Here is a 16,774-nt window from a genome sequence, read left to right on the forward strand (position 1 = left end):
AAACGATAAAGGGAGGCCCCAGATGGCTATCGAACCGCAAGATGTGCTCAAATTCTGGTTTTCGCCCAAGATGCGTGAAAACTGGTTCACGAAAAGCGACGATATCGACAATGAGATTCGCGAGAAATTCGCTGTCGCCTATGCCGATGCACGCGCCGGCAAGCTGGAATCGTGGAAGCAACAGCCGGAAAGCGCGCTGGCCTTAACGATCCTGTTCGATCAGTTCCCGCGCAATATGTTCCGCGGCTCGCCGCGTTCCTTCGAGAGCGACGGCCTGGCACTGGATGTGGCCATGCAGGCGCTCGACCACGATTTCGACCGGCAGCTTTCCGCCGATGAGCGGCAGTTCTTCTACCTGCCCTTCATGCACAGCGAAAATCTGGACCACCAGCGCCGCTGCGTCGAGCTTTATGAAAGGCTCGGCGACCCATATTCGCTCGGCTTTGCCCGCGACCACCACAACATCATCGAGCAGTTCGGCCGTTTCCCGCATCGCAACAAGGTGCTGGGCCGCGCAACCACGGAAGACGAAGCCGACTTCCTCAAGGAACATGCAGGTTTCTGACTACATCAACCTGTAAGGCAGGATGCCACGGCGGTCGTGATCGACCGCCAGCCTGCTTTTGAGCGGCGGCACGGCACGCTGCACACATTCCGCACGGTCGCAAATCCGGCATGAAACGCCAATGGGATCGAAGGCTGACCGCGCCGTGATATCGAGACCATCCGCATAGACGAAATCATGGGCGTAGCCCACTTCACAGCCAAGGGCGATGGCATAGCGCCGCTGCGGGGCGTTGAAACCACCCTCGCTTTTCGTCAGTTCCGTGGCCACACAGAGATAGCGGGCACCGTCAGGCGTTTCTGCCAACTGACGGATAATCCTTCCTGGCATTTCGAAAGCCTGATGCACATTCCAGAGCGGACAGGCGGCGCCATAACGCGCAAATTGCAGCTTGGCGGCACTGTGTCGCTTGGTGATATTGCCTGCCCGGTCGATACGCGCGAAAAAAACCGGGATGCCGCGCTGGCCCGAACGCTGCAAAGTGCTGAGACGATGCGCAACCTGTTCCAGACTGGCCCCGAACCGCGAAGCCAAAAGTTCAAGATCATGGCGCAGTTCTTTCGCCGCCGACAGAAAAGTCTGGTACGGCATGACCAGCGCGCCGGCAAAATAATTGCGCAGGCCGATCTTGCAAATCTCGACTGCTTCGACCGACCTGAAATCGGCCCGCCTTGCTATCGCATTGACCAGTTCTTCCATTTCAAGTTCGGCGATTTGAAATGCGATCTGGAAATGGCGCGTCGAAGCAGGCGAATAGGGATTGAGATAGAGAACCCGTGCTTGCGCATCGAAGCGACGCAGAACCGCCTCGTCTGAACCGGACCTTGCCAGCCGCACGCGGTGGCGGTCTTCCATATATTGCGGCAGGGCGACACCGATATCCCGACCGGGAATATCCAGCTTCTCGGCAAGCTTTTCTGCTGCAACATCAATCTCATGCACATAATTGTCGATAAAATGAAAGAAGTCGCGAACTTCCTCATAAGGCGCAGGCTCGGCTATCGAAGGCGCGCGCCCCAGCTGGTTATCGAGACTGGCAAGCTGCTCGCTGTTGCGCCGATAAGCCTGATGGCAGGCGATCAGGGCATGCGCCAGTCCCGGCGCATTCTGGGTGATGAGTTTCAACTCCTGGAGGTTCGGCTTGTAATTGTCGAATACAGGATCGGCCAGCGCCTCGGAAACCGCCGATAACAACCGGTCATCATCCCCGAGCGAGATCGCGCCAATATCGATCTGGTAATTCTCGGCCAGCGCCAACAGGACGGCTGCCGAAACGGGGCGCTGGTTGTTCTCGATCTGGTTCAGATAACTCGTTGAAATACCGAGACGTTCAGCAAAGGCCGACTGCGTGGCCTTATGCTGCTCGCGGATTTGACGTATCTTCCTGCCGACATAGAGTTTTTTAGGTGCCATTTTCGCAATTTCGCATTTTGCTATTTGCAAATTTATAACTTACACAATCGCACCTTTTCAAGCTTTTCTACACGGCTCACAAGCGCTTTAAGCATTTTAGAAAACGCATCTAAAAATGCCTATCATTTCAGTTTCATAACCGACTTTCGAAGGCCGCAATAATGCAGGAACTCCTAGAACAGCTCGAAGCCCGCCGCGCCGAAGCGCGTATCGGCGGTGGCCAACGCCGTATCGATGCCCAGCACGCCAAAGGCAAACTGACCGCCCGCGAACGTATCGAAGTGCTTCTCGACGAAGGATCGTTCGAGGAGTTCGATATGTATGTCACGCATCGCTGCACCGATTTCGGCATGGCGGAGCAGAAAGTGGCAGGCGATGGCGTCGTCACCGGCTGGGGCACGATCAATGGCCGTCAGGTCTATGTGTTCAGTCAGGATTTCACTGTGCTCGGCGGCTCGCTGTCGGAAACCCATGCCCAGAAGATCTGCAAGATCATGGATATGGCGATGAAGAACGGCGCGCCCGTCATTGGCCTCAACGATTCGGGCGGCGCGCGCATTCAGGAAGGCGTCGCCTCGCTGGCGGGTTATGCCGACGTGTTCAAGCGCAATGCCGATGCCTCCGGCGTCATTCCGCAGATTTCCGTCATCATGGGCCCCTGCGCGGGCGGCGCGGTCTATTCCCCGGCGATGACCGACTTCATCTTCATGGTGCGCGACAGTTCTTACATGTTCGTTACCGGCCCGGATGTGGTGAAGACCGTGACGAATGAGATCGTCACGGCGGAAGAACTGGGCGGCGCACGCACGCATACCGCCAAGTCGTCGGTCGCTGATGGCGCTTACGAAAACGACATCGAAGCGCTGGAACAGGTGCGCATTCTGTTCGATTTCCTACCACTCAACAATCGCGACAAGCCACCGGTCCGTCCGGTGCATGACGACCCGTCCCGGCTGGAAATGCGGCTCGATACGCTGATCCCCGACAGCGCAACCAAGCCCTACGACATGAAGGAACTGATCCACGCGCTGGCAGACGAAGGCGAGTTCTTCGAAATTCAGAAAGCCTTCGCCAAGAACATCATTACCGGATTCCTTCGTATCGAAGGCCAGACAGTCGGCGTCGTCGCTAACCAGCCCATGGTGCTTGCAGGCTGCCTCGATATCGATTCCTCGCGCAAGGCCGCACGTTTCGTACGCTTCTGCGATGCTTTTTCGATCCCGCTTCTGACCCTTGTGGACGTACCGGGCTTTCTGCCGGGCACGGCGCAGGAATATGGCGGCGTCATCAAGCACGGCGCAAAGCTGCTGTTCGCCTATAGTCAGGCGACAGTGCCTATGGTCACGCTCATCACGCGCAAGGCCTATGGCGGCGCTTATGACGTGATGGCCTCCAAGCATATCGGCGCGGACATCAACTATGCCTGGCCAACGGCGGAAATCGCCGTGATGGGTGCCAAGGGCGCAACGGAAATCCTCTATCGCTCGGAACTGGGCGACCCCGAAAAGATTGCCGCCCGCCAGAGCGAATATGAAGAACGCTTCGCCAATCCGTTCGTCGCCGCCGAGCGTGGCTTCATCGACGAGGTGATCATGCCGCATTCCTCGCGCCGCCGCATTGCGCGCGCTTTTGCCAGCCTGCGCAACAAGCAACAAAGCGCGCCCTGGAAAAAGCACGACACCATTCCGCTGTGATCCGGTTCAGTTGAGTAGATAAAGATGATCAAGAAAATCCTCATTGCCAATCGCGGCGAAATCGCCTGCCGTGTGATCAAGACCGCAAAGAAGATGGGCATTGCCACGGTTGCGGTTTATTCCGATGCCGACCGCAATGCGCTGCATGTGAAAATGGCCGACGAGGCCGTGCATATCGGGCCTGCACCTTCCAACCAGTCCTACATCGTCATCGACAAGATTCTGGATGCCATCAGGCAGACCGGGGCGGACGCCGTGCATCCGGGCTATGGCTTCCTGTCGGAGAATGCCCGTTTCGCCGAAGCGCTGAAGGCGGCCAATGTCACTTTCATCGGACCGCCGGTGAACGCCATTGATGCGATGGGCGACAAGATCACCTCCAAGAAGCTGGCGGCGGAAGCGTGCGTTTCCACCGTGCCCGGCCATATGGGCCTGATCGAAGACGCTGACGAAGCGGTGAAGATCGCTGGTTCCATCGGCTATCCGGTGATGATCAAGGCGTCTGCCGGTGGTGGCGGCAAGGGCATGCGTATTGCGTGGAACGACGACGAAGCCCGCGAAGGCTTTCAACTGTCGCGCAACGAGGCAAAATCCTCCTTCGGCGACGACCGCATTTTCATTGAAAAATTCGTCACGCAGCCGCGCCATATCGAAATTCAGGTGCTTGGCGACCAGCATGGCAATGTCGTCTATCTCGGCGAACGCGAATGTTCCATCCAGCGCCGAAACCAGAAGGTGATCGAGGAAGCGCCCTCACCCTTCCTCGACGAAGCGACCCGCAAGGCCATGGGCGAACAGGCCGTCGCACTTGCCAGGGCGGTTGGGTATTTTTCCGCCGGTACGGTTGAGTTCATCGTCGATGGCAGCCGCAATTTCTATTTCCTCGAAATGAATACGCGCTTGCAGGTGGAGCATCCGGTGACGGAACTCATCACCGGGATCGATCTGGTGGAAGAAATGATCCGCGTTGCCGCCGGTGAAAAGCTGCGCTTTGGTCAGGCCGATGTGAAGCTCAATGGCTGGGCCATGGAAAGCCGTCTCTATGCCGAAGACCCTTATCGCAACTTCCTGCCCTCCATTGGTCGCCTGACCCGCTACCGGCCTCCGGTGGAAGGTCGTCGCGACGACGGAACGGTCATCCGCAACGATACCGGCGTGTTCGAGGGCGGCGAAATCTCGATGTATTACGATCCGATGATCGCCAAGCTTTGCTCCTGGGGGCCGGATCGCCTTGCCGCAATCGACGCGATGGGCAACGCGCTCGACGCCTTCGAAGTGGAAGGCATCGGCCACAATCTGCCATTCCTGTCCGCCGTCATGGACCACCAGCGCTTCAGAGCCGGTGCATTGACCACGGCCTTCATCGCAGAGGAATATCCGGATGGTTTCTCGGGTGTTGCGCCATCGGAAGATGATGCGCGCCTTCTGGCTGCAGTCGCTGCCCATATCAATCTCACCGTTGTCACCCGCGACGGACAAATTTCCGGTCGTCTTTCCGGGCAGGACCTCAAGCCCGGCAACGACTGGGTGGTCAAGATCGGCGACCATCTTCTGCCGGTTCGCCTTGCCGACGGCGAAGGCGGCGCAACGGTGAATTTCGTCGATGGCGGCAGCCTCACCATTGCCAGCGACTGGCATCCAGGACGCGAACTCGCCACATTCACCGTCGGCGGCAAGCCGCTGAGCGTGAAGGTCGCCCGCGCGGGCTCCGGCTGGCGTCTGCGCTGGCGCGGCATGGACCTGACCGTGCATGTGCGAAAACCCCGCATCGCGGAACTGGCAAAGCTGATGCCGGTCAAGCTGCCGCCGGATACATCGAAAATGTTGCTCTGCCCGATGCCGGGCGTCATCACCTCGATTCTGGCAGAGGAAGGCGTTACGGTGGAAGCCGGACAACCACTTGCGACGGTCGAGGCCATGAAGATGGAAAACGTGCTGCGCGCCGAACGTCGCGCCACCGTCAAGCGCGTTGCCGTCAAGGCCGGAGAAAGCCTTGCCGTCGACGAACTGATTATGGAATTCGAATAAGCCTGCAACGCGGTGCTTTGCACCGGCTCAAGGTGCAGGTGCAAGCTTTCCTCATCCTGAGGAGCGCCCGCAGGGTGCGTCTCGAAGGACGGGGAAGCTGGGCATGAGGACGATATGGGATGGAGAATAAGCCAATGACGCAGAAAACCCGCGCGGATTGGGAAGCGTTGGCCGAAAAGGAACTGAAGCGCCCTGCGGATAGCCTTGTCTGGCATACGCCGGAAGGCATCGACGTGAAGCCGCTTTATACGGCGGACGACCTGCAAAATGTCGGCCATCTCGACAGCCTGCCGGGTTTCGAACCGTTCGTGCGCGGCCCGCGCGCGACCATGTATGCCGGACGTCCGTGGACCATCCGCCAATATGCTGGTTTCTCCACCGCCGAGGCATCCAACGCCTTCTACCGCAAGGCGCTGGCCGCCGGACAGCAGGGCGTGTCCGTCGCCTTCGACCTTGCCACCCATCGCGGCTATGACAGCGACCATCCGCGTGTCGTCGGCGATGTCGGCAAGGCGGGCGTGGCCATCGACTCCGTCGAAGACATGAAAATCCTCTTCGATGGTATCCCGCTTGAGAAGGTTTCCGTGTCGATGACCATGAATGGCGCGGTGATCCCGATCCTCGCCAATTTCATCGTTGCAGGCGAAGAACAAGGTGTCTCTCGCGACCTGCTTTCCGGCACCATCCAGAACGACATTCTCAAGGAGTTCATGGTCCGCAACACCTATATTTATCCGCCCGAACCCTCCATGCGGATCATTGCGGATATCATCGCCTATACGGCGACGGAAATGCCGAAGTTCAACTCGATTTCCATTTCCGGCTATCACATGCAGGAAGCTGGCGCGACGCTGGTGCAGGAACTGGCCTTCACGCTGGCCGACGGGCGCGAATATGTGCGTGCGGCCCTGCAAAAAGGCCTCAATGTCGATGACTTTGCCGGTCGCCTATCGTTCTTCTTCGCCATCGGCATGAATTTCTTCATGGAAATCGCCAAGCTGCGCGCAGCCCGTCTTCTCTGGACGCGCATCATGAAGGAATTCGAGCCGAAAAAGCCGGGTTCCCTGATGCTGCGCACCCACTGCCAGACCTCTGGCGTGTCTTTGCAGGAACAGGACCCCTACAACAATGTCGTGCGCACGGCATTCGAGGCCATGTCGGCCGCCCTTGGCGGCACGCAATCGCTGCACACGAACGCTTTCGACGAAGCCATTGCTTTGCCGACGGAATTTTCCGCTCGCATCGCCCGCAACACGCAGCTCATTCTCCAGAACGAGACCGGCGTGACCAAGGTGGTCGATCCGCTGGCCGGCTCCTATTACATCGAAAGCCTGACCAACGAACTGGCCGAGAAGGCCTGGGCGTTGATCGAGGAAGTGGAAGAACTGGGCGGCATGACCAAGGCCGTCGAAAGCGGCCTGCCGAAGCGGCTGATCGAGGAAGCCGCCACCAAGCGTCAGGCTGCCATCGACAAGGGCGAGGAAGTCATTGTCGGCGTCAACAAGTTCCGGCTGGAACAGGAAGACGAGATCGACATTCTCGAAATCGACAATACCGCCGTGCGTCAGTCGCAGATCGCGCGCATCGAGCGCATTCGCCAGACCCGCGACAAGGCAAAGGTCGAAGCCGCCCTCGCCGCTCTCGAAGAAGTGGCGACCAGCGGGGAAGGCAATCTTCTTGCCGCAGCCGTCGAGGCATCCCGCGCTCGCGCCACGGTCGGCGAAATTTCCGACGCCATGCGCCGCGCTTTTGGCGACCACGCCGCAGAACCGAAAGTCATCCGCAAGGTCTATGGCGATGCCTATCAGGACGAGCCTGAATATCAGACGCTGGTGTCGCGGCTGGAGGAGTTTTCCAAGCAGAGCGGCGAAACGCCAAAGGTAATGGTCGCCAAGCTTGGACAGGACGGGCATGACCGCGGCGCCAAGATCATCGCGTCAGCTTTCGGCGATATCGGGTTCGAAGTTCTGGCCGGACCATTATTCCAGACACCCGACGAAGCGGCTGATATGGCCATCAAGTCGAAAGTGCACGTCATTGGGGTGTCGTCGCTGGCTGCCGGTCACAAGACCCTGCTGCCGCAGCTCGTTGATACGCTGAAAGCAAAAGGCGCGGAAAACATCGTCGTGGTTTGCGGTGGAGTGGTGCCGCGTCAGGACTATCAATATCTGTTCGACCACGGCGTCGCAGCGGTATTCGGCCCCGGCTCGAATGTGTTGGATTGTGCACGCGCCGTTCTGGACATTCTGGAAGGGAAACGCCGCAATCTTTGATTTATCAAAGGGTTAAATCAAAAAAGCGATTCATTTTATGAACATGAAAAGCCGGAGCATACGCTTCGGCTTTTCTCTTTGTATCGCCTTACGACTTCGGGTCCGCGGATGCCGGTATCGCGGAACTCGTCACCGAAACCGGATCGCTCGCGGGAAAGGTATCTTCCAGCCCTTCCTCCAGCTGACGTTCCAGTTCGGCCCGGTCACCTGCCCGCCTTGCGCTGGGGCGCGTCAGCAAGGTGTCGGGTTCAATTCCACATTCCATGGACGCAACGCCGAGCGCCGCACCAAGCTTGGCTGCTGCACGCCGAATGGCATCGTCGCGATTCAACTCCACCCCGGTTTCGTTTTCAAAAATCACGGATACCTTTTCATCACCCTCGGCAATAAACTCGACCGTATAGAGCTTGAAGCCGCCTATCGAGCCGATGCGGGTTTCGACGATTTCCATATGCTGATCTCCGCGCTTTTTCCGACTGCGGGATAACGGAAATCGGTCGTAATAGTTCCATGCCGGCCCGCAGGAACACCGCTATAAAAAGCGTGACACGAAAACTTCAACTACGCTCTTCCCCGGACAAAAGCCGAGCCTATATCCCTATAGGGATTTTTGCGGAAATTGCTTTTCAAGGAAAGGATGTCCCATGGCCGTCAGCAGAAAGGACCAGGCGCGCGCGCTTAATGCAGAAGAGAAGGAGCTGGTGGAAAAGACCCAGCATCCGCATTTGCAGGAAGTGTCCGACGAGGAACTCACCCAACTGGCAAAGCTGATCCGCGAGCGCCGCAAGAAGGCGCGCGATCAAGCCAACCAGCGCCGCCGTGAAATGCGCGGCAAATCGGCGGCCCGTGGCGCGACGGCTTCAAAGGCCGATGAAGGCTCTCACCTGAAGGTTGCCGTTCTCGCGACTGCCGTGGCGCGCATCAATGGCGAAGTCGAGCGCCGTGAACAGATGGCAGCTGCCAGCGATCTGATCGCCAACGCCCAGAAAGCGCTTGCAGCAAAGCTCGCCAGCGAAAAGGCTGCCAAAACCTTCAATACGCGTCATGCCCATTTCGGTATGCGAAATGTTCCAAATGAAAAGTACAGCACTTTCACGCGGCTTGCCGATCGCGGGCGTAACCGCAAGACCGCAAGTGTCAAACAGGCGAAGAAAGACGCCCGCTAGCCACACCCTGTGAAAATTGATTATAAACAACAGCTTAAAACGGCTCTTTGATTCAATCACAGAGCCATTTCAAAGCATCTCCAGCGCCACTTTTCGCGAAGGCGGCGCAAAGGCGCGGTCAAGACGCGCCAATTGCTCTTCGGAAAGCCGCAAATCTGCGGCTTTTCTGTTGTCGCGAACATGATGCAGGTTCGATGATTTTGGAATAGCAACCACGTTGCCCTTGCGCATGATCCATGCCAGCGCCACCGCCGCAGGCGTCACGCTATATTCCGCAGCGATCTCCGCCAAAGCGCGATTGCCGAGCAAACGGCCCTGTTCGATAGGCGAATAGGCCATCAGCGGAATGCCATGCTGACCGCACCAGGGCATGAGGTCGAATTCTGGCCCGCGCCGTGTGAGATTATAGAGAATCTGATTGCTCGCGACAGCCTGACCGCCCGTGACGCTGAACAGCTCTTGCATATCGCCTGCATCAAAATTGCTGACACCCCAAGCGACGATCTTGCCTGCCTGCTGCAATTCCTCGAAAGCAGCAATTGTTTCAGCCAGCGGATGACGCCCGCGCCAGTGCAGGAGATAAAGATCGATGCGATCCGTACCGAAACGTTCCAGACTGCGCTCGCAAGCCTCGATCGTGCCAGTCCGAGATGCGTTATAGGGCAGAACCTTGCTCACCAGAAACACGTCGTCGCGGCGACCTGTTATGGCTTCGCCGACAACTTCCTCAGCTTCGCCATCGGCATACATTTCCGCCGTGTCGATCAGCGTCATGCCAAGCTCGATACCGTATCGAAGCGCCTCAACCTCATGGTGACGCTCTCCGGCGTTCTCACCCATATACCAGGTGCCTTGTCCCAGCGCTGGAACGTTCTGACCTGACGGAAGCTTGATCTGCGGTATCGTGCCGGTCATCTCTTTTTCCTTATCGACGGATCACAAGCATGATCACGTAAGATCAGGAAAATACAAGGCCTTAAGCATGATATCTTATGCGAATTGCAGCCCAAATCCCTGCATCAGCCTGCGGATGGCATAATCCGGCTTCTGTGAGGTGAAGACCGCAAGATCGTCGTGGTGATGCAATTCAACATCGCCCTTGCGCGGCGTCAGCAGCGATACGGTGCGGCGCGCAATCGCTTCCGCCGGATCGAGCCAATCCACCGGCCATGGTGCCAGACGGCGGAACACATTGGCGAGAAACGGATAGTGGGTGCAGGCAAGCACCACGATATCCGTGCGGTTGCCATCCTTCTCGATAAAGCACGGCGCGATCTGTTCCACGACCAGCGCTTCATCGATCTCCTCGCCGCGAATATGCGACTCGGCAATGCTCGCCAGCCGATCAGCGCCGACCAGCCGCACATGGCATTGCGAGGCGAAAGACTGGATGAGATCGCGGGTATAAGCGCGCTTCACCGTGCCGGGCGTCGCCAGCACGGAAACCAGCCCGGACGATGTGCGCTCGGCGGCGGGCTTGATCGCAGGCACGGTCCCCACAAAAGGCACCGATGGATAGGCGCGGCGCAAATCGTCCAGCACCAATGTCGAGGCCGTATTGCAGGCGATGACCGCGATTTCAGGATTGTGCGTTGCGATGAAACCGCCGAACAGTTCAACGATACGCGCCCGAAGCGCCTCTTCTTCCCAGCCGCCATAGGGAAAACCGGCATCGTCGGCGATATAGACGAAACGCCGGTCCGGCATCAGCACCCGCGCCTCGCGCAACACCGTCAAACCGCCGATACCGCTGTCGAAGACCAATATAGGTCTTTCGTTGTCGGTTGTTGCGGAAGCGGAAAAGCTGGCGACGGGCGCGTCTTTCATTCTGCCTTATCCTCTGGAGCGGGCTTGCGGGCGCGACCTTCCGGCGCGCCGGAGCCACGCGGCTTCTTGGGCGTAAACACATCAAGCGAGGTGACAACCCCGCGCAGGAGCTTCAATTCCGCTGAGGCGAAACCGGCCCGCGTCAGCACGGCGCGCAGATTATTGACCATAATTTCCTTGCGCGCTTCGGGCCGGAAATAGCCTCTGACATCAAGGGCTTCTTCCAGATGGTTGAACAGGCCCTGCAATTCGTGCTTCGGCGCAAGCTCCATCTCTGGTCCACGGAAAACCGTTTCCGTCTCGGTCTCGAGACCGGACTTCATCCACTCATAGGACATGAGCAGCACGGCCTGTGCGATATTGAGCGAGGCGAAGGCCGGATTGACCGGAAAAGTCACCAACTCATCGGCAAGCCCGACCTCTTCATTGCTGAGACCAAAGCGTTCACGACCGAAGAGGATGCCCGTCTTTTCGCCGCTTCGAAAACGCGTGCGCAATTCATTACCGGCCTCGACGGCGCTGCGCACCTGCTTGAAGCCATCGCGTTCACGCGCCGTGGTGGCATAGACGAAATTGAGATCGGCAATCGCCGACGGCAGGTCGTCATAAACCACCGCATTGTCGATGACATGATCGGCCTTGCTGGCGGCGGCCCTCGCCTTTTCGCTGGGAAACTCCTCACGCGGATTGACGAGCCGCAATTCAGCCAGACCGAAATTCGCCATGGCACGCGCCACCATGCCGATGTTCTCCGGCAATTGCGGCTCCACCAGCACGATTGCCGGTCCTTCCGCGATAAAGGGGCGCTGCTTGTCTGTTCCTGCCATGATGCTTTCCGTCATATATATAATCGTGGCGTTTCCCTGACATAATTGAGGTAAATTCGCAAAGATTCCCCTTACGTTCGTCCGCAAAAAACAGGTGTAGTATCTGAATAACACCTGCCCTCGCCGCATCCATGCCAGATTAACCGTACGGAAAATCAGGATTCAGGGAGGAAGCCATGTCCGGTAAAAAAATTCTCATGCTGTGCGGTGATTTCGGCGAAGACTATGAAACCATGGTCCCGTTCCAGACCTTGCTTGCGGTCGGCCACACGGTTCACGCGGTTTGCCCCGGCAAGAAAGCGGGAGATCAGGTCGCGACCGCCATCCACGATTTCGAAGGTCACCAGACCTATTCGGAAAAGCCCGGCCATAATTTCACGCTGAATGCCAGTTTCGCCGATGTGAAGGCTGAAAATTATGACGCGCTGGTCATTCCTGGTGGTCGCGGGCCGGAATATTTGCGGCTCGATGACAAGGTGATTGCGATCGTAAAACACTTCTTCGAAGCAAACAAACCCGTCGCCGCCGTCTGCCACGGCGCCCAGCTGCTTGCAGCCGCCCGCGTGCTGGAAGGCCGCACCTGTTCAGCCTATCCGGCTTGCCGCCCGGAAGTCGAACTCGCCGGTGGCACCTATGCCGATATTCCCGTCGATAAAGCCGTAACAGACGGAAACCTCGTCACCGCGCCCGCATGGCCCGCTCATCCGGCATGGCTATCGCAGTTCCTCGCCGTGCTCGGCACCAAGATCACGCACGCTTGAGCATAATGGATATTGCCTGCAATCATCATCCGGTTGCAGGCAGCTTCATATTGCGCAACACTATCCACGGAGCTTTATCCGGGAGAAAATCATGTGCAGATTGTTCATCGGTGCCAATCCAGAACTCTGGCAGAGCGTAACACGCTCACTGCGCATTGATGGCGTCGTCACCAGCGTTAGGCTTGAAAACTTCTTCTGGTGGACACTGGAAGATGTTGCTTCCCGCGACGGTCTCAGCGTGAGCCGACTGATCAGCAAGCTTTATGGCGAATCCCGCGAAGAAGGCCACGACCTCGACAATTTCGCCTCTTTCCTGCGCGTCTGCTGCGGGCGCTATCTTTCCCTGCAACTGAACGGCCTCGTGCCGACCGACAAGGCAGCCGCCATTTCCGCGCTCGACGCCGATGCCATTCTGGCGCGCGAACAGGAAAATTACCGCCAGCAGCAGGAGAGCTGGAAGAAGCCACGCAACAGCGAGCCGGCAACGCACCACGCAGCCTGACCCCGCCCTTCGCGATTTTTTGACTGCCAATTTCACCTATAGGCCAAAGAATGAGGCCTGAGAGCTTTGCCTTATTCCCTGCGGGTGCTATAGGGGCCCAACGCATTCAAGACGCATTTAAAAAGAGGCTTCATCCATGGCAAAAATCAAGGTTGCGAACCCAGTCGTTGAACTCGACGGCGACGAGATGACCCGCATCATCTGGCAGTTCATCAAGGACAAGCTGATCCATCCCTATCTCGACGTCGATCTGAAATATTACGATCTGTCGGTTGAAAACCGCGATGCGACCAATGACCAGGTCACCATCGATGCAGCAAACGCCATCAAGGAACACGGCGTCGGCGTAAAGTGCGCAACCATCACCCCCGATGAAGCGCGCGTTGAAGAATTCAAGCTCAAGAAGATGTGGAAGTCGCCAAACGGCACCATCCGCAACATTCTCGGCGGCGTGATCTTCCGCGAGCCGATCATCTGCAAGAACGTTCCGCGCCTCGTGCCGGGCTGGACCCAGCCGATCATTGTTGGCCGTCATGCATTCGGCGACCAGTACCGCGCGACCGATTTCAAGTTCCCGGGCAAGGGCACGCTTTCGATCAAGTTCGTCGGTGAAGACGGCGAAACCATCGAACACGAAGTCTATCAGGCTCCGGCGGCTGGCGTGGCAATGGCCATGTACAACCTCGACGAATCGATCCGCGAATTCGCACGCGCCTCGCTGAACTACGGCTTGCAGCGCAACTACCCGGTCTATCTCTCGACCAAGAACACCATTCTCAAGGCCTATGACGGTCGCTTCAAGGACATCTTCGAAGAAGTCTACCAGACCGAATTCGCCGAAAAGTTCAAGGAAGCGAAGATCTGGTACGAACATCGCCTTATCGACGACATGGTCGCTTCGGCGCTCAAATGGTCGGGCGGTTATGTCTGGGCTTGTAAGAACTACGACGGCGACGTTCAGTCGGATATCGTGGCTCAGGGTTTTGGCTCGCTCGGCCTGATGACCTCGGTTCTGATGACGCCGGATGGCAAGACCGTCGAAGCTGAAGCTGCACACGGCACCGTGACCCGTCACTATCGCCAGCATCAGAAGGGCGAGGAAACCTCGACCAACTCGATCGCTTCGATCTTCGCATGGACCCGTGGTCTCGCACATCGCGCCAAGCTCGACGACAATGCCGAGCTGAAGCGCTTTGCCGATACGCTGGAAAAGGTCTGCGTGGACACCGTGGAAAGCGGCTTCATGACGAAGGATCTGGCGCTGCTGATCGGTCCGGATCAGCCGTGGCTCTCCACCACCGGCTTCCTCGACAAGATCGACGAAAACCTCAAGAAGGCAATGGCTGCTTAATCAGCAGCAGCTTTCATAAGAATGCGAAACGGCGGGTTTTCCCGCCGTTTTCTTTTTGATTTGCTTCATATGGGAAAACGCGCATTCTGCATCCATCCATTCAAGGAGGATAAAATGGCTGACCTGACGCTTTTCACCAATCCCATGTCGCGTGGACGTATCGCCCGCTGGATGCTGGAGGAGACGGGCAAGCCCTACGACGTTCAAATTCTCGATTTTGGCCCTCCGATGAAAGGCCCTGAATTTTGTGCCGTCAACCCCATGGGCAAAGTGCCCGCATTGCGCCACGGCGAAGCTATCGTCACCGAAGCCGCAGCCGTCTGCGCTTATCTGGCTGTCACCTTTCCGGAAGCAGGACTTGCGCCCCATCCCGACGAGCGCGCCGATTTCTATCGCTGGATGTTTTTTGCCGCAGGGCCGCTGGAAGCGGCGCTATCAAATCGCTCCATGGGCTTTGAAGTGCCGCCAGAGCGCGAGCGCATGATGGGCTATGGCAATTACGACAGCGTCGTCGCCACGCTGGAAAAGGCGGTATCGCGCCATCCCTATATTACCGGCAATCGCTTCACGGCAGCCGATGTCTATGTCGGTTCTCATATAGGCTGGGGCATGATGTTCGGAAGCTTGCCGCACCGCCCGGCATTTGATGCCTATTGGGAACGGCTGCAAGCCCGTCCTGCCGCAAAACGTGCAGCTGAACTGGATGACGCTGCCGTCAAGGCCGCGAGCTAAGGTGTCGACTTCAAGTCGGCTGCGCTTCAATTGAGAACGCGTTTTTGAAGGCTTGCGCGCCGGTGGGTGAAAAGGCGATCACCCGCCCCTCGGCGCGTCTGGCCCAACCACGCGCGATAAAATTCTTCAGAAGCGCCGCGCCAAGCGCACCACCCAGATGATTGCGCCGTTCGCTCCAGTCGAGACAATGGCGGCACACCGGTCTCTTGCCGTGTTCGAGTCCTGCCACGTCCACACCCAGGCAGGTGAAAAACGATTTGCCCTCATCCGTCAGCACGGGTTCTTCGGCATTATCGATGAGGCGAAGCCTGTGCGCGGCATCGAGCATCTCAACACCGCGCTCGCCCGCCAGATGATCGTAGCAGATGCGCGCCTTGCGCAATGCCTCCTCCTTCGGCCCCGTGCGCACGCGCACCGCTCCCGTTCGCTGGGCAAGGCCCATCAGCCCTTCCAGCACCTGCGCCACATCCGCGCCCGATAGGCGGAAATAACGGTGACGCCCCTGCTTTTCAGCAATCAACAGATTGGCCGCATCGAGCTTGGCCAGATGCCCGCTGGCAGTCTGCAAGGTGACGCCCGCCGCAGACGCCAGCTCGCTGACGGTCAAGGCGCGTCCATCCATCAGCGCCGTCAACATGTTTGCACGTGCCGGATCGCCGAGAAGAGCAGCGACGGATGCTATGATCGGTCCATCTTTCATACTTCGATGCTAACCGAACTATGCCTGCATTTCAACCGCTACAGTGTTTCCATCGAAAGCATACATATCAAGGAGACCCCGCATGATCACCTGTTTCATCCGCTACCAGATCGACCCGTTCAAAGCGGATGCTTTTGCCGAATATGCGCGCAATTGGGGCCAAGCCATTCCGCGTTGCGGCGCGCAACTGATCGGCTATTTCGGCCCGCATGAAGGCTCTGCTACCACGGCCTATGGCGTTTATTCGCTGGAAAACCTCGCCGCATATGAAGCCTATCGCGCGCGACTTGCCGCCGATCCGCTCGGACGCGAGAATTATGAATTTGCGCGCCGAGAGCAATTCATTCGATCTGAGGATCGCATGTTCCTCAAGCCGCAATCGGGACCTCATGCGGAGCTGGTAAAACCATGATCGCGGTGATCTTTGAAGTCTGGCCCGCCGATGATGAGCGGCGCGGACAATATCTCGATATAGCGGCGGGCCTACGGGACGATCTCAGCCGCATCGATGGATTCATCTCAATCGAGCGTTTCCAGAGCCTCGTGGAGCCGGACAAGCTGCTGTCGCTCTCATTTTGGCGCGATGAAGACGCCGTCCGCGCATGGCGCAACCTGCCCTCGCATCGCATTGCACAGGCACAGGGTCGTGGCGGTGTCTTTGAAAACTACCGCTTGCGGGTCGCCAGCGTGGTTCGCGACTACGGTCTTGATGAACGGGCCGAAGCGCCCGATGACAGCCGCAAAGCACACGCCGCTTAAAATGATAAGGCCGGGTTTCCCCGGCCTCAGGCTGCTGACAAACCCGCCGATATTTTTCGGCGGGTTTTGTTTTTGAGAGGGGCGCGTTTTGTGACTGCATTAGTAAGGAGTTGCAAGCGGCTGCAGCCGCTCATACGCTGGCTGCCTTTGGGGTCTTTGTCAGGACCATGGCGATC

At 58.0% G+C, this 16,774-nt stretch carries 17 protein-coding genes; 11 read left to right on the top strand and 6 right to left on the bottom strand.

Features of this window, described 5'->3' with window-relative positions; genetic code table 11:
• Nucleotides 1–22: 22 nt before the first annotated feature.
• Complete coding sequence (locus tag HWD97_RS17810; RefSeq protein ID WP_121536262.1) at nucleotides 23–565, top strand: DUF924 family protein; 543 nt, start codon at nucleotides 23–25, stop codon at nucleotides 563–565.
• On the opposite strand, the gene HWD97_RS17815 is transcribed toward HWD97_RS17810, so the two are convergent.
• Nucleotides 566–1,978 (bottom strand): short-chain fatty acyl-CoA regulator family protein, encoded by a 1,413-nt coding sequence (locus HWD97_RS17815; RefSeq protein ID WP_121536264.1) that lies wholly within the window; start codon nucleotides 1,976–1,978, stop codon nucleotides 566–568. It abuts the gene before it with no gap.
• 161 nt (nucleotides 1,979–2,139) lie between these two features.
• On the opposite strand from HWD97_RS17815, the gene HWD97_RS17820 reads away from it, so the two are divergent.
• The 3 genes from HWD97_RS17820 to scpA all read left to right on the top strand — a co-directional run bounded on the left by HWD97_RS17820 (nucleotide 2,140) and on the right by scpA (nucleotide 7,973).
• Entirely contained in the window at nucleotides 2,140–3,672 is a 1,533-nt protein-coding gene (locus HWD97_RS17820; RefSeq protein WP_121536266.1) for an acyl-CoA carboxylase subunit beta, read from the top strand.
• Between the two features lie 24 nt (nucleotides 3,673–3,696).
• Complete coding sequence (locus tag HWD97_RS17825) at nucleotides 3,697–5,700, top strand: acetyl/propionyl/methylcrotonyl-CoA carboxylase subunit alpha (protein ID WP_109369196.1); 2,004 nt, start codon at nucleotides 3,697–3,699, stop codon at nucleotides 5,698–5,700.
• A 134-nt stretch (nucleotides 5,701–5,834) separates the two neighbouring features.
• Nucleotides 5,835–7,973 (top strand): methylmalonyl-CoA mutase, encoded by a 2,139-nt coding sequence (gene scpA / locus HWD97_RS17830; RefSeq protein ID WP_121536268.1) that lies wholly within the window; start codon nucleotides 5,835–5,837, stop codon nucleotides 7,971–7,973.
• 88 nt (nucleotides 7,974–8,061) lie between these two features.
• On the opposite strand, the gene HWD97_RS17835 is transcribed toward scpA, so the two are convergent.
• A complete protein-coding gene (locus HWD97_RS17835) occupies nucleotides 8,062–8,424 on the bottom strand; it encodes a hypothetical protein (protein ID WP_109369198.1) in 363 nt (120 codons plus the stop codon).
• 193 nt (nucleotides 8,425–8,617) lie between these two features.
• On the opposite strand from HWD97_RS17835, the gene HWD97_RS17840 reads away from it, so the two are divergent.
• A complete protein-coding gene (locus HWD97_RS17840; RefSeq protein ID WP_109369199.1) occupies nucleotides 8,618–9,139 on the top strand; it encodes a hypothetical protein in 522 nt (173 codons plus the stop codon).
• 69 nt (nucleotides 9,140–9,208) lie between these two features.
• Here the strand turns inward: HWD97_RS17840 and HWD97_RS17845 are convergent, their stop codons facing one another.
• The 3 genes from HWD97_RS17845 to HWD97_RS17855 form a co-directional block, all read right to left on the bottom strand.
• Nucleotides 9,209–10,054: an aldo/keto reductase gene (locus HWD97_RS17845; RefSeq protein ID WP_109369200.1), complete on the bottom strand. Its 846-nt coding sequence runs from the start codon at nucleotides 10,052–10,054 to the stop codon at nucleotides 9,209–9,211.
• Between the two features lie 75 nt (nucleotides 10,055–10,129).
• Nucleotides 10,130–10,966 (bottom strand): glutamate racemase, encoded by an 837-nt coding sequence (gene murI / locus HWD97_RS17850; RefSeq protein WP_109369201.1) that lies wholly within the window; start codon nucleotides 10,964–10,966, stop codon nucleotides 10,130–10,132.
• Nucleotides 10,963–11,793, bottom strand: coding sequence for an RNA methyltransferase (locus HWD97_RS17855; protein ID WP_109370249.1), 831 nt, complete (start codon nucleotides 11,791–11,793; stop codon nucleotides 10,963–10,965). Before HWD97_RS17855 ends, murI begins: the two co-directional genes overlap by 4 nt.
• Nucleotides 11,794–11,969: 176 nt before the next feature.
• On the opposite strand from HWD97_RS17855, the gene HWD97_RS17860 reads away from it, so the two are divergent.
• The 4 genes from HWD97_RS17860 (at nucleotide 11,970) to HWD97_RS17875 (ending at nucleotide 15,139) form a co-directional block, all read left to right on the top strand.
• Nucleotides 11,970–12,554 (top strand): DJ-1/PfpI family protein, encoded by a 585-nt coding sequence (locus tag HWD97_RS17860; RefSeq protein WP_109369202.1) that lies wholly within the window; start codon nucleotides 11,970–11,972, stop codon nucleotides 12,552–12,554.
• Between the two features lie 91 nt (nucleotides 12,555–12,645).
• Nucleotides 12,646–13,056: a ribbon-helix-helix domain-containing protein gene (locus tag HWD97_RS17865; RefSeq protein WP_109369203.1), complete on the top strand. Its 411-nt coding sequence runs from the start codon at nucleotides 12,646–12,648 to the stop codon at nucleotides 13,054–13,056.
• Between the two features lie 136 nt (nucleotides 13,057–13,192).
• A complete protein-coding gene (locus tag HWD97_RS17870; protein WP_109369204.1) occupies nucleotides 13,193–14,407 on the top strand; it encodes an NADP-dependent isocitrate dehydrogenase in 1,215 nt (404 codons plus the stop codon).
• 114 nt (nucleotides 14,408–14,521) lie between these two features.
• Complete coding sequence (locus tag HWD97_RS17875) at nucleotides 14,522–15,139, top strand: glutathione S-transferase family protein (RefSeq protein WP_109369205.1); 618 nt, start codon at nucleotides 14,522–14,524, stop codon at nucleotides 15,137–15,139.
• A gap of 10 nt (nucleotides 15,140–15,149) precedes the next feature.
• Here the strand turns inward: HWD97_RS17875 and HWD97_RS17880 are convergent, their stop codons facing one another.
• Nucleotides 15,150–15,839 (bottom strand): helix-turn-helix transcriptional regulator, encoded by a 690-nt coding sequence (locus tag HWD97_RS17880; RefSeq protein ID WP_109369206.1) that lies wholly within the window; start codon nucleotides 15,837–15,839, stop codon nucleotides 15,150–15,152.
• An 82-nt stretch (nucleotides 15,840–15,921) separates the two neighbouring features.
• On the opposite strand from HWD97_RS17880, the gene HWD97_RS17885 reads away from it, so the two are divergent.
• Together HWD97_RS17885 and HWD97_RS17890 are read left to right on the top strand one after the other, a co-directional pair.
• A complete protein-coding gene (locus HWD97_RS17885; RefSeq protein WP_109369207.1) occupies nucleotides 15,922–16,251 on the top strand; it encodes an NIPSNAP family protein in 330 nt (109 codons plus the stop codon).
• On the top strand, nucleotides 16,248–16,598 hold the full coding sequence (locus HWD97_RS17890; RefSeq protein WP_109369208.1) for an antibiotic biosynthesis monooxygenase: 351 nt from the start codon (nucleotides 16,248–16,250) through the stop codon (nucleotides 16,596–16,598). The genes HWD97_RS17885 and HWD97_RS17890 overlap by 4 nt, the downstream gene beginning before the upstream one ends.
• Nucleotides 16,599–16,774: the final 176 nt, after the last annotated feature.

The organism is Ochrobactrum sp. C6C9 (assembly GCF_022627935.1).
GTDB classification, from domain to species: domain Bacteria; phylum Pseudomonadota; class Alphaproteobacteria; order Rhizobiales; family Rhizobiaceae; genus Brucella; species Brucella teleogrylli.

Bases quoted from the DNA above. Each gene is read 5' to 3' on its own strand.
- HWD97_RS17835 (WP_109369198.1), bottom strand. From the start codon at position 8,424: ATGGAAATCGTCGAAACCCGCATCGGCTCGATAGGCGGCTTCAAGCTC.
- HWD97_RS17810 (WP_121536262.1), top strand. From the start codon at position 23: ATGGCTATCGAACCGCAAGATGTGCTCAAATTCTGGTTTTCGCCCAAG.
- HWD97_RS17890 (WP_109369208.1), top strand. From the start codon at position 16,248: ATGATCGCGGTGATCTTTGAAGTCTGGCCCGCCGATGATGAGCGGCGC.
- HWD97_RS17815 (WP_121536264.1), bottom strand. From the start codon at position 1,978: ATGGCACCTAAAAAACTCTATGTCGGCAGGAAGATACGTCAAATCCGC.
- scpA (WP_121536268.1), top strand. From the start codon at position 5,835: ATGACGCAGAAAACCCGCGCGGATTGGGAAGCGTTGGCCGAAAAGGAA.
- murI (WP_109369201.1), bottom strand. From the start codon at position 10,966: ATGAAAGACGCGCCCGTCGCCAGCTTTTCCGCTTCCGCAACAACCGAC.
- HWD97_RS17880 (WP_109369206.1), bottom strand. From the start codon at position 15,839: ATGAAAGATGGACCGATCATAGCATCCGTCGCTGCTCTTCTCGGCGAT.
- HWD97_RS17875 (WP_109369205.1), top strand. From the start codon at position 14,522: ATGGCTGACCTGACGCTTTTCACCAATCCCATGTCGCGTGGACGTATC.
- HWD97_RS17885 (WP_109369207.1), top strand. From the start codon at position 15,922: ATGATCACCTGTTTCATCCGCTACCAGATCGACCCGTTCAAAGCGGAT.
- HWD97_RS17865 (WP_109369203.1), top strand. From the start codon at position 12,646: ATGTGCAGATTGTTCATCGGTGCCAATCCAGAACTCTGGCAGAGCGTA.
- HWD97_RS17825 (WP_109369196.1), top strand. From the start codon at position 3,697: ATGATCAAGAAAATCCTCATTGCCAATCGCGGCGAAATCGCCTGCCGT.
- HWD97_RS17870 (WP_109369204.1), top strand. From the start codon at position 13,193: ATGGCAAAAATCAAGGTTGCGAACCCAGTCGTTGAACTCGACGGCGAC.
- HWD97_RS17845 (WP_109369200.1), bottom strand. From the start codon at position 10,054: ATGACCGGCACGATACCGCAGATCAAGCTTCCGTCAGGTCAGAACGTT.
- HWD97_RS17820 (WP_121536266.1), top strand. From the start codon at position 2,140: ATGCAGGAACTCCTAGAACAGCTCGAAGCCCGCCGCGCCGAAGCGCGT.
- HWD97_RS17855 (WP_109370249.1), bottom strand. From the start codon at position 11,793: ATGGCAGGAACAGACAAGCAGCGCCCCTTTATCGCGGAAGGACCGGCA.
- HWD97_RS17860 (WP_109369202.1), top strand. From the start codon at position 11,970: ATGTCCGGTAAAAAAATTCTCATGCTGTGCGGTGATTTCGGCGAAGAC.
- HWD97_RS17840 (WP_109369199.1), top strand. From the start codon at position 8,618: ATGGCCGTCAGCAGAAAGGACCAGGCGCGCGCGCTTAATGCAGAAGAG.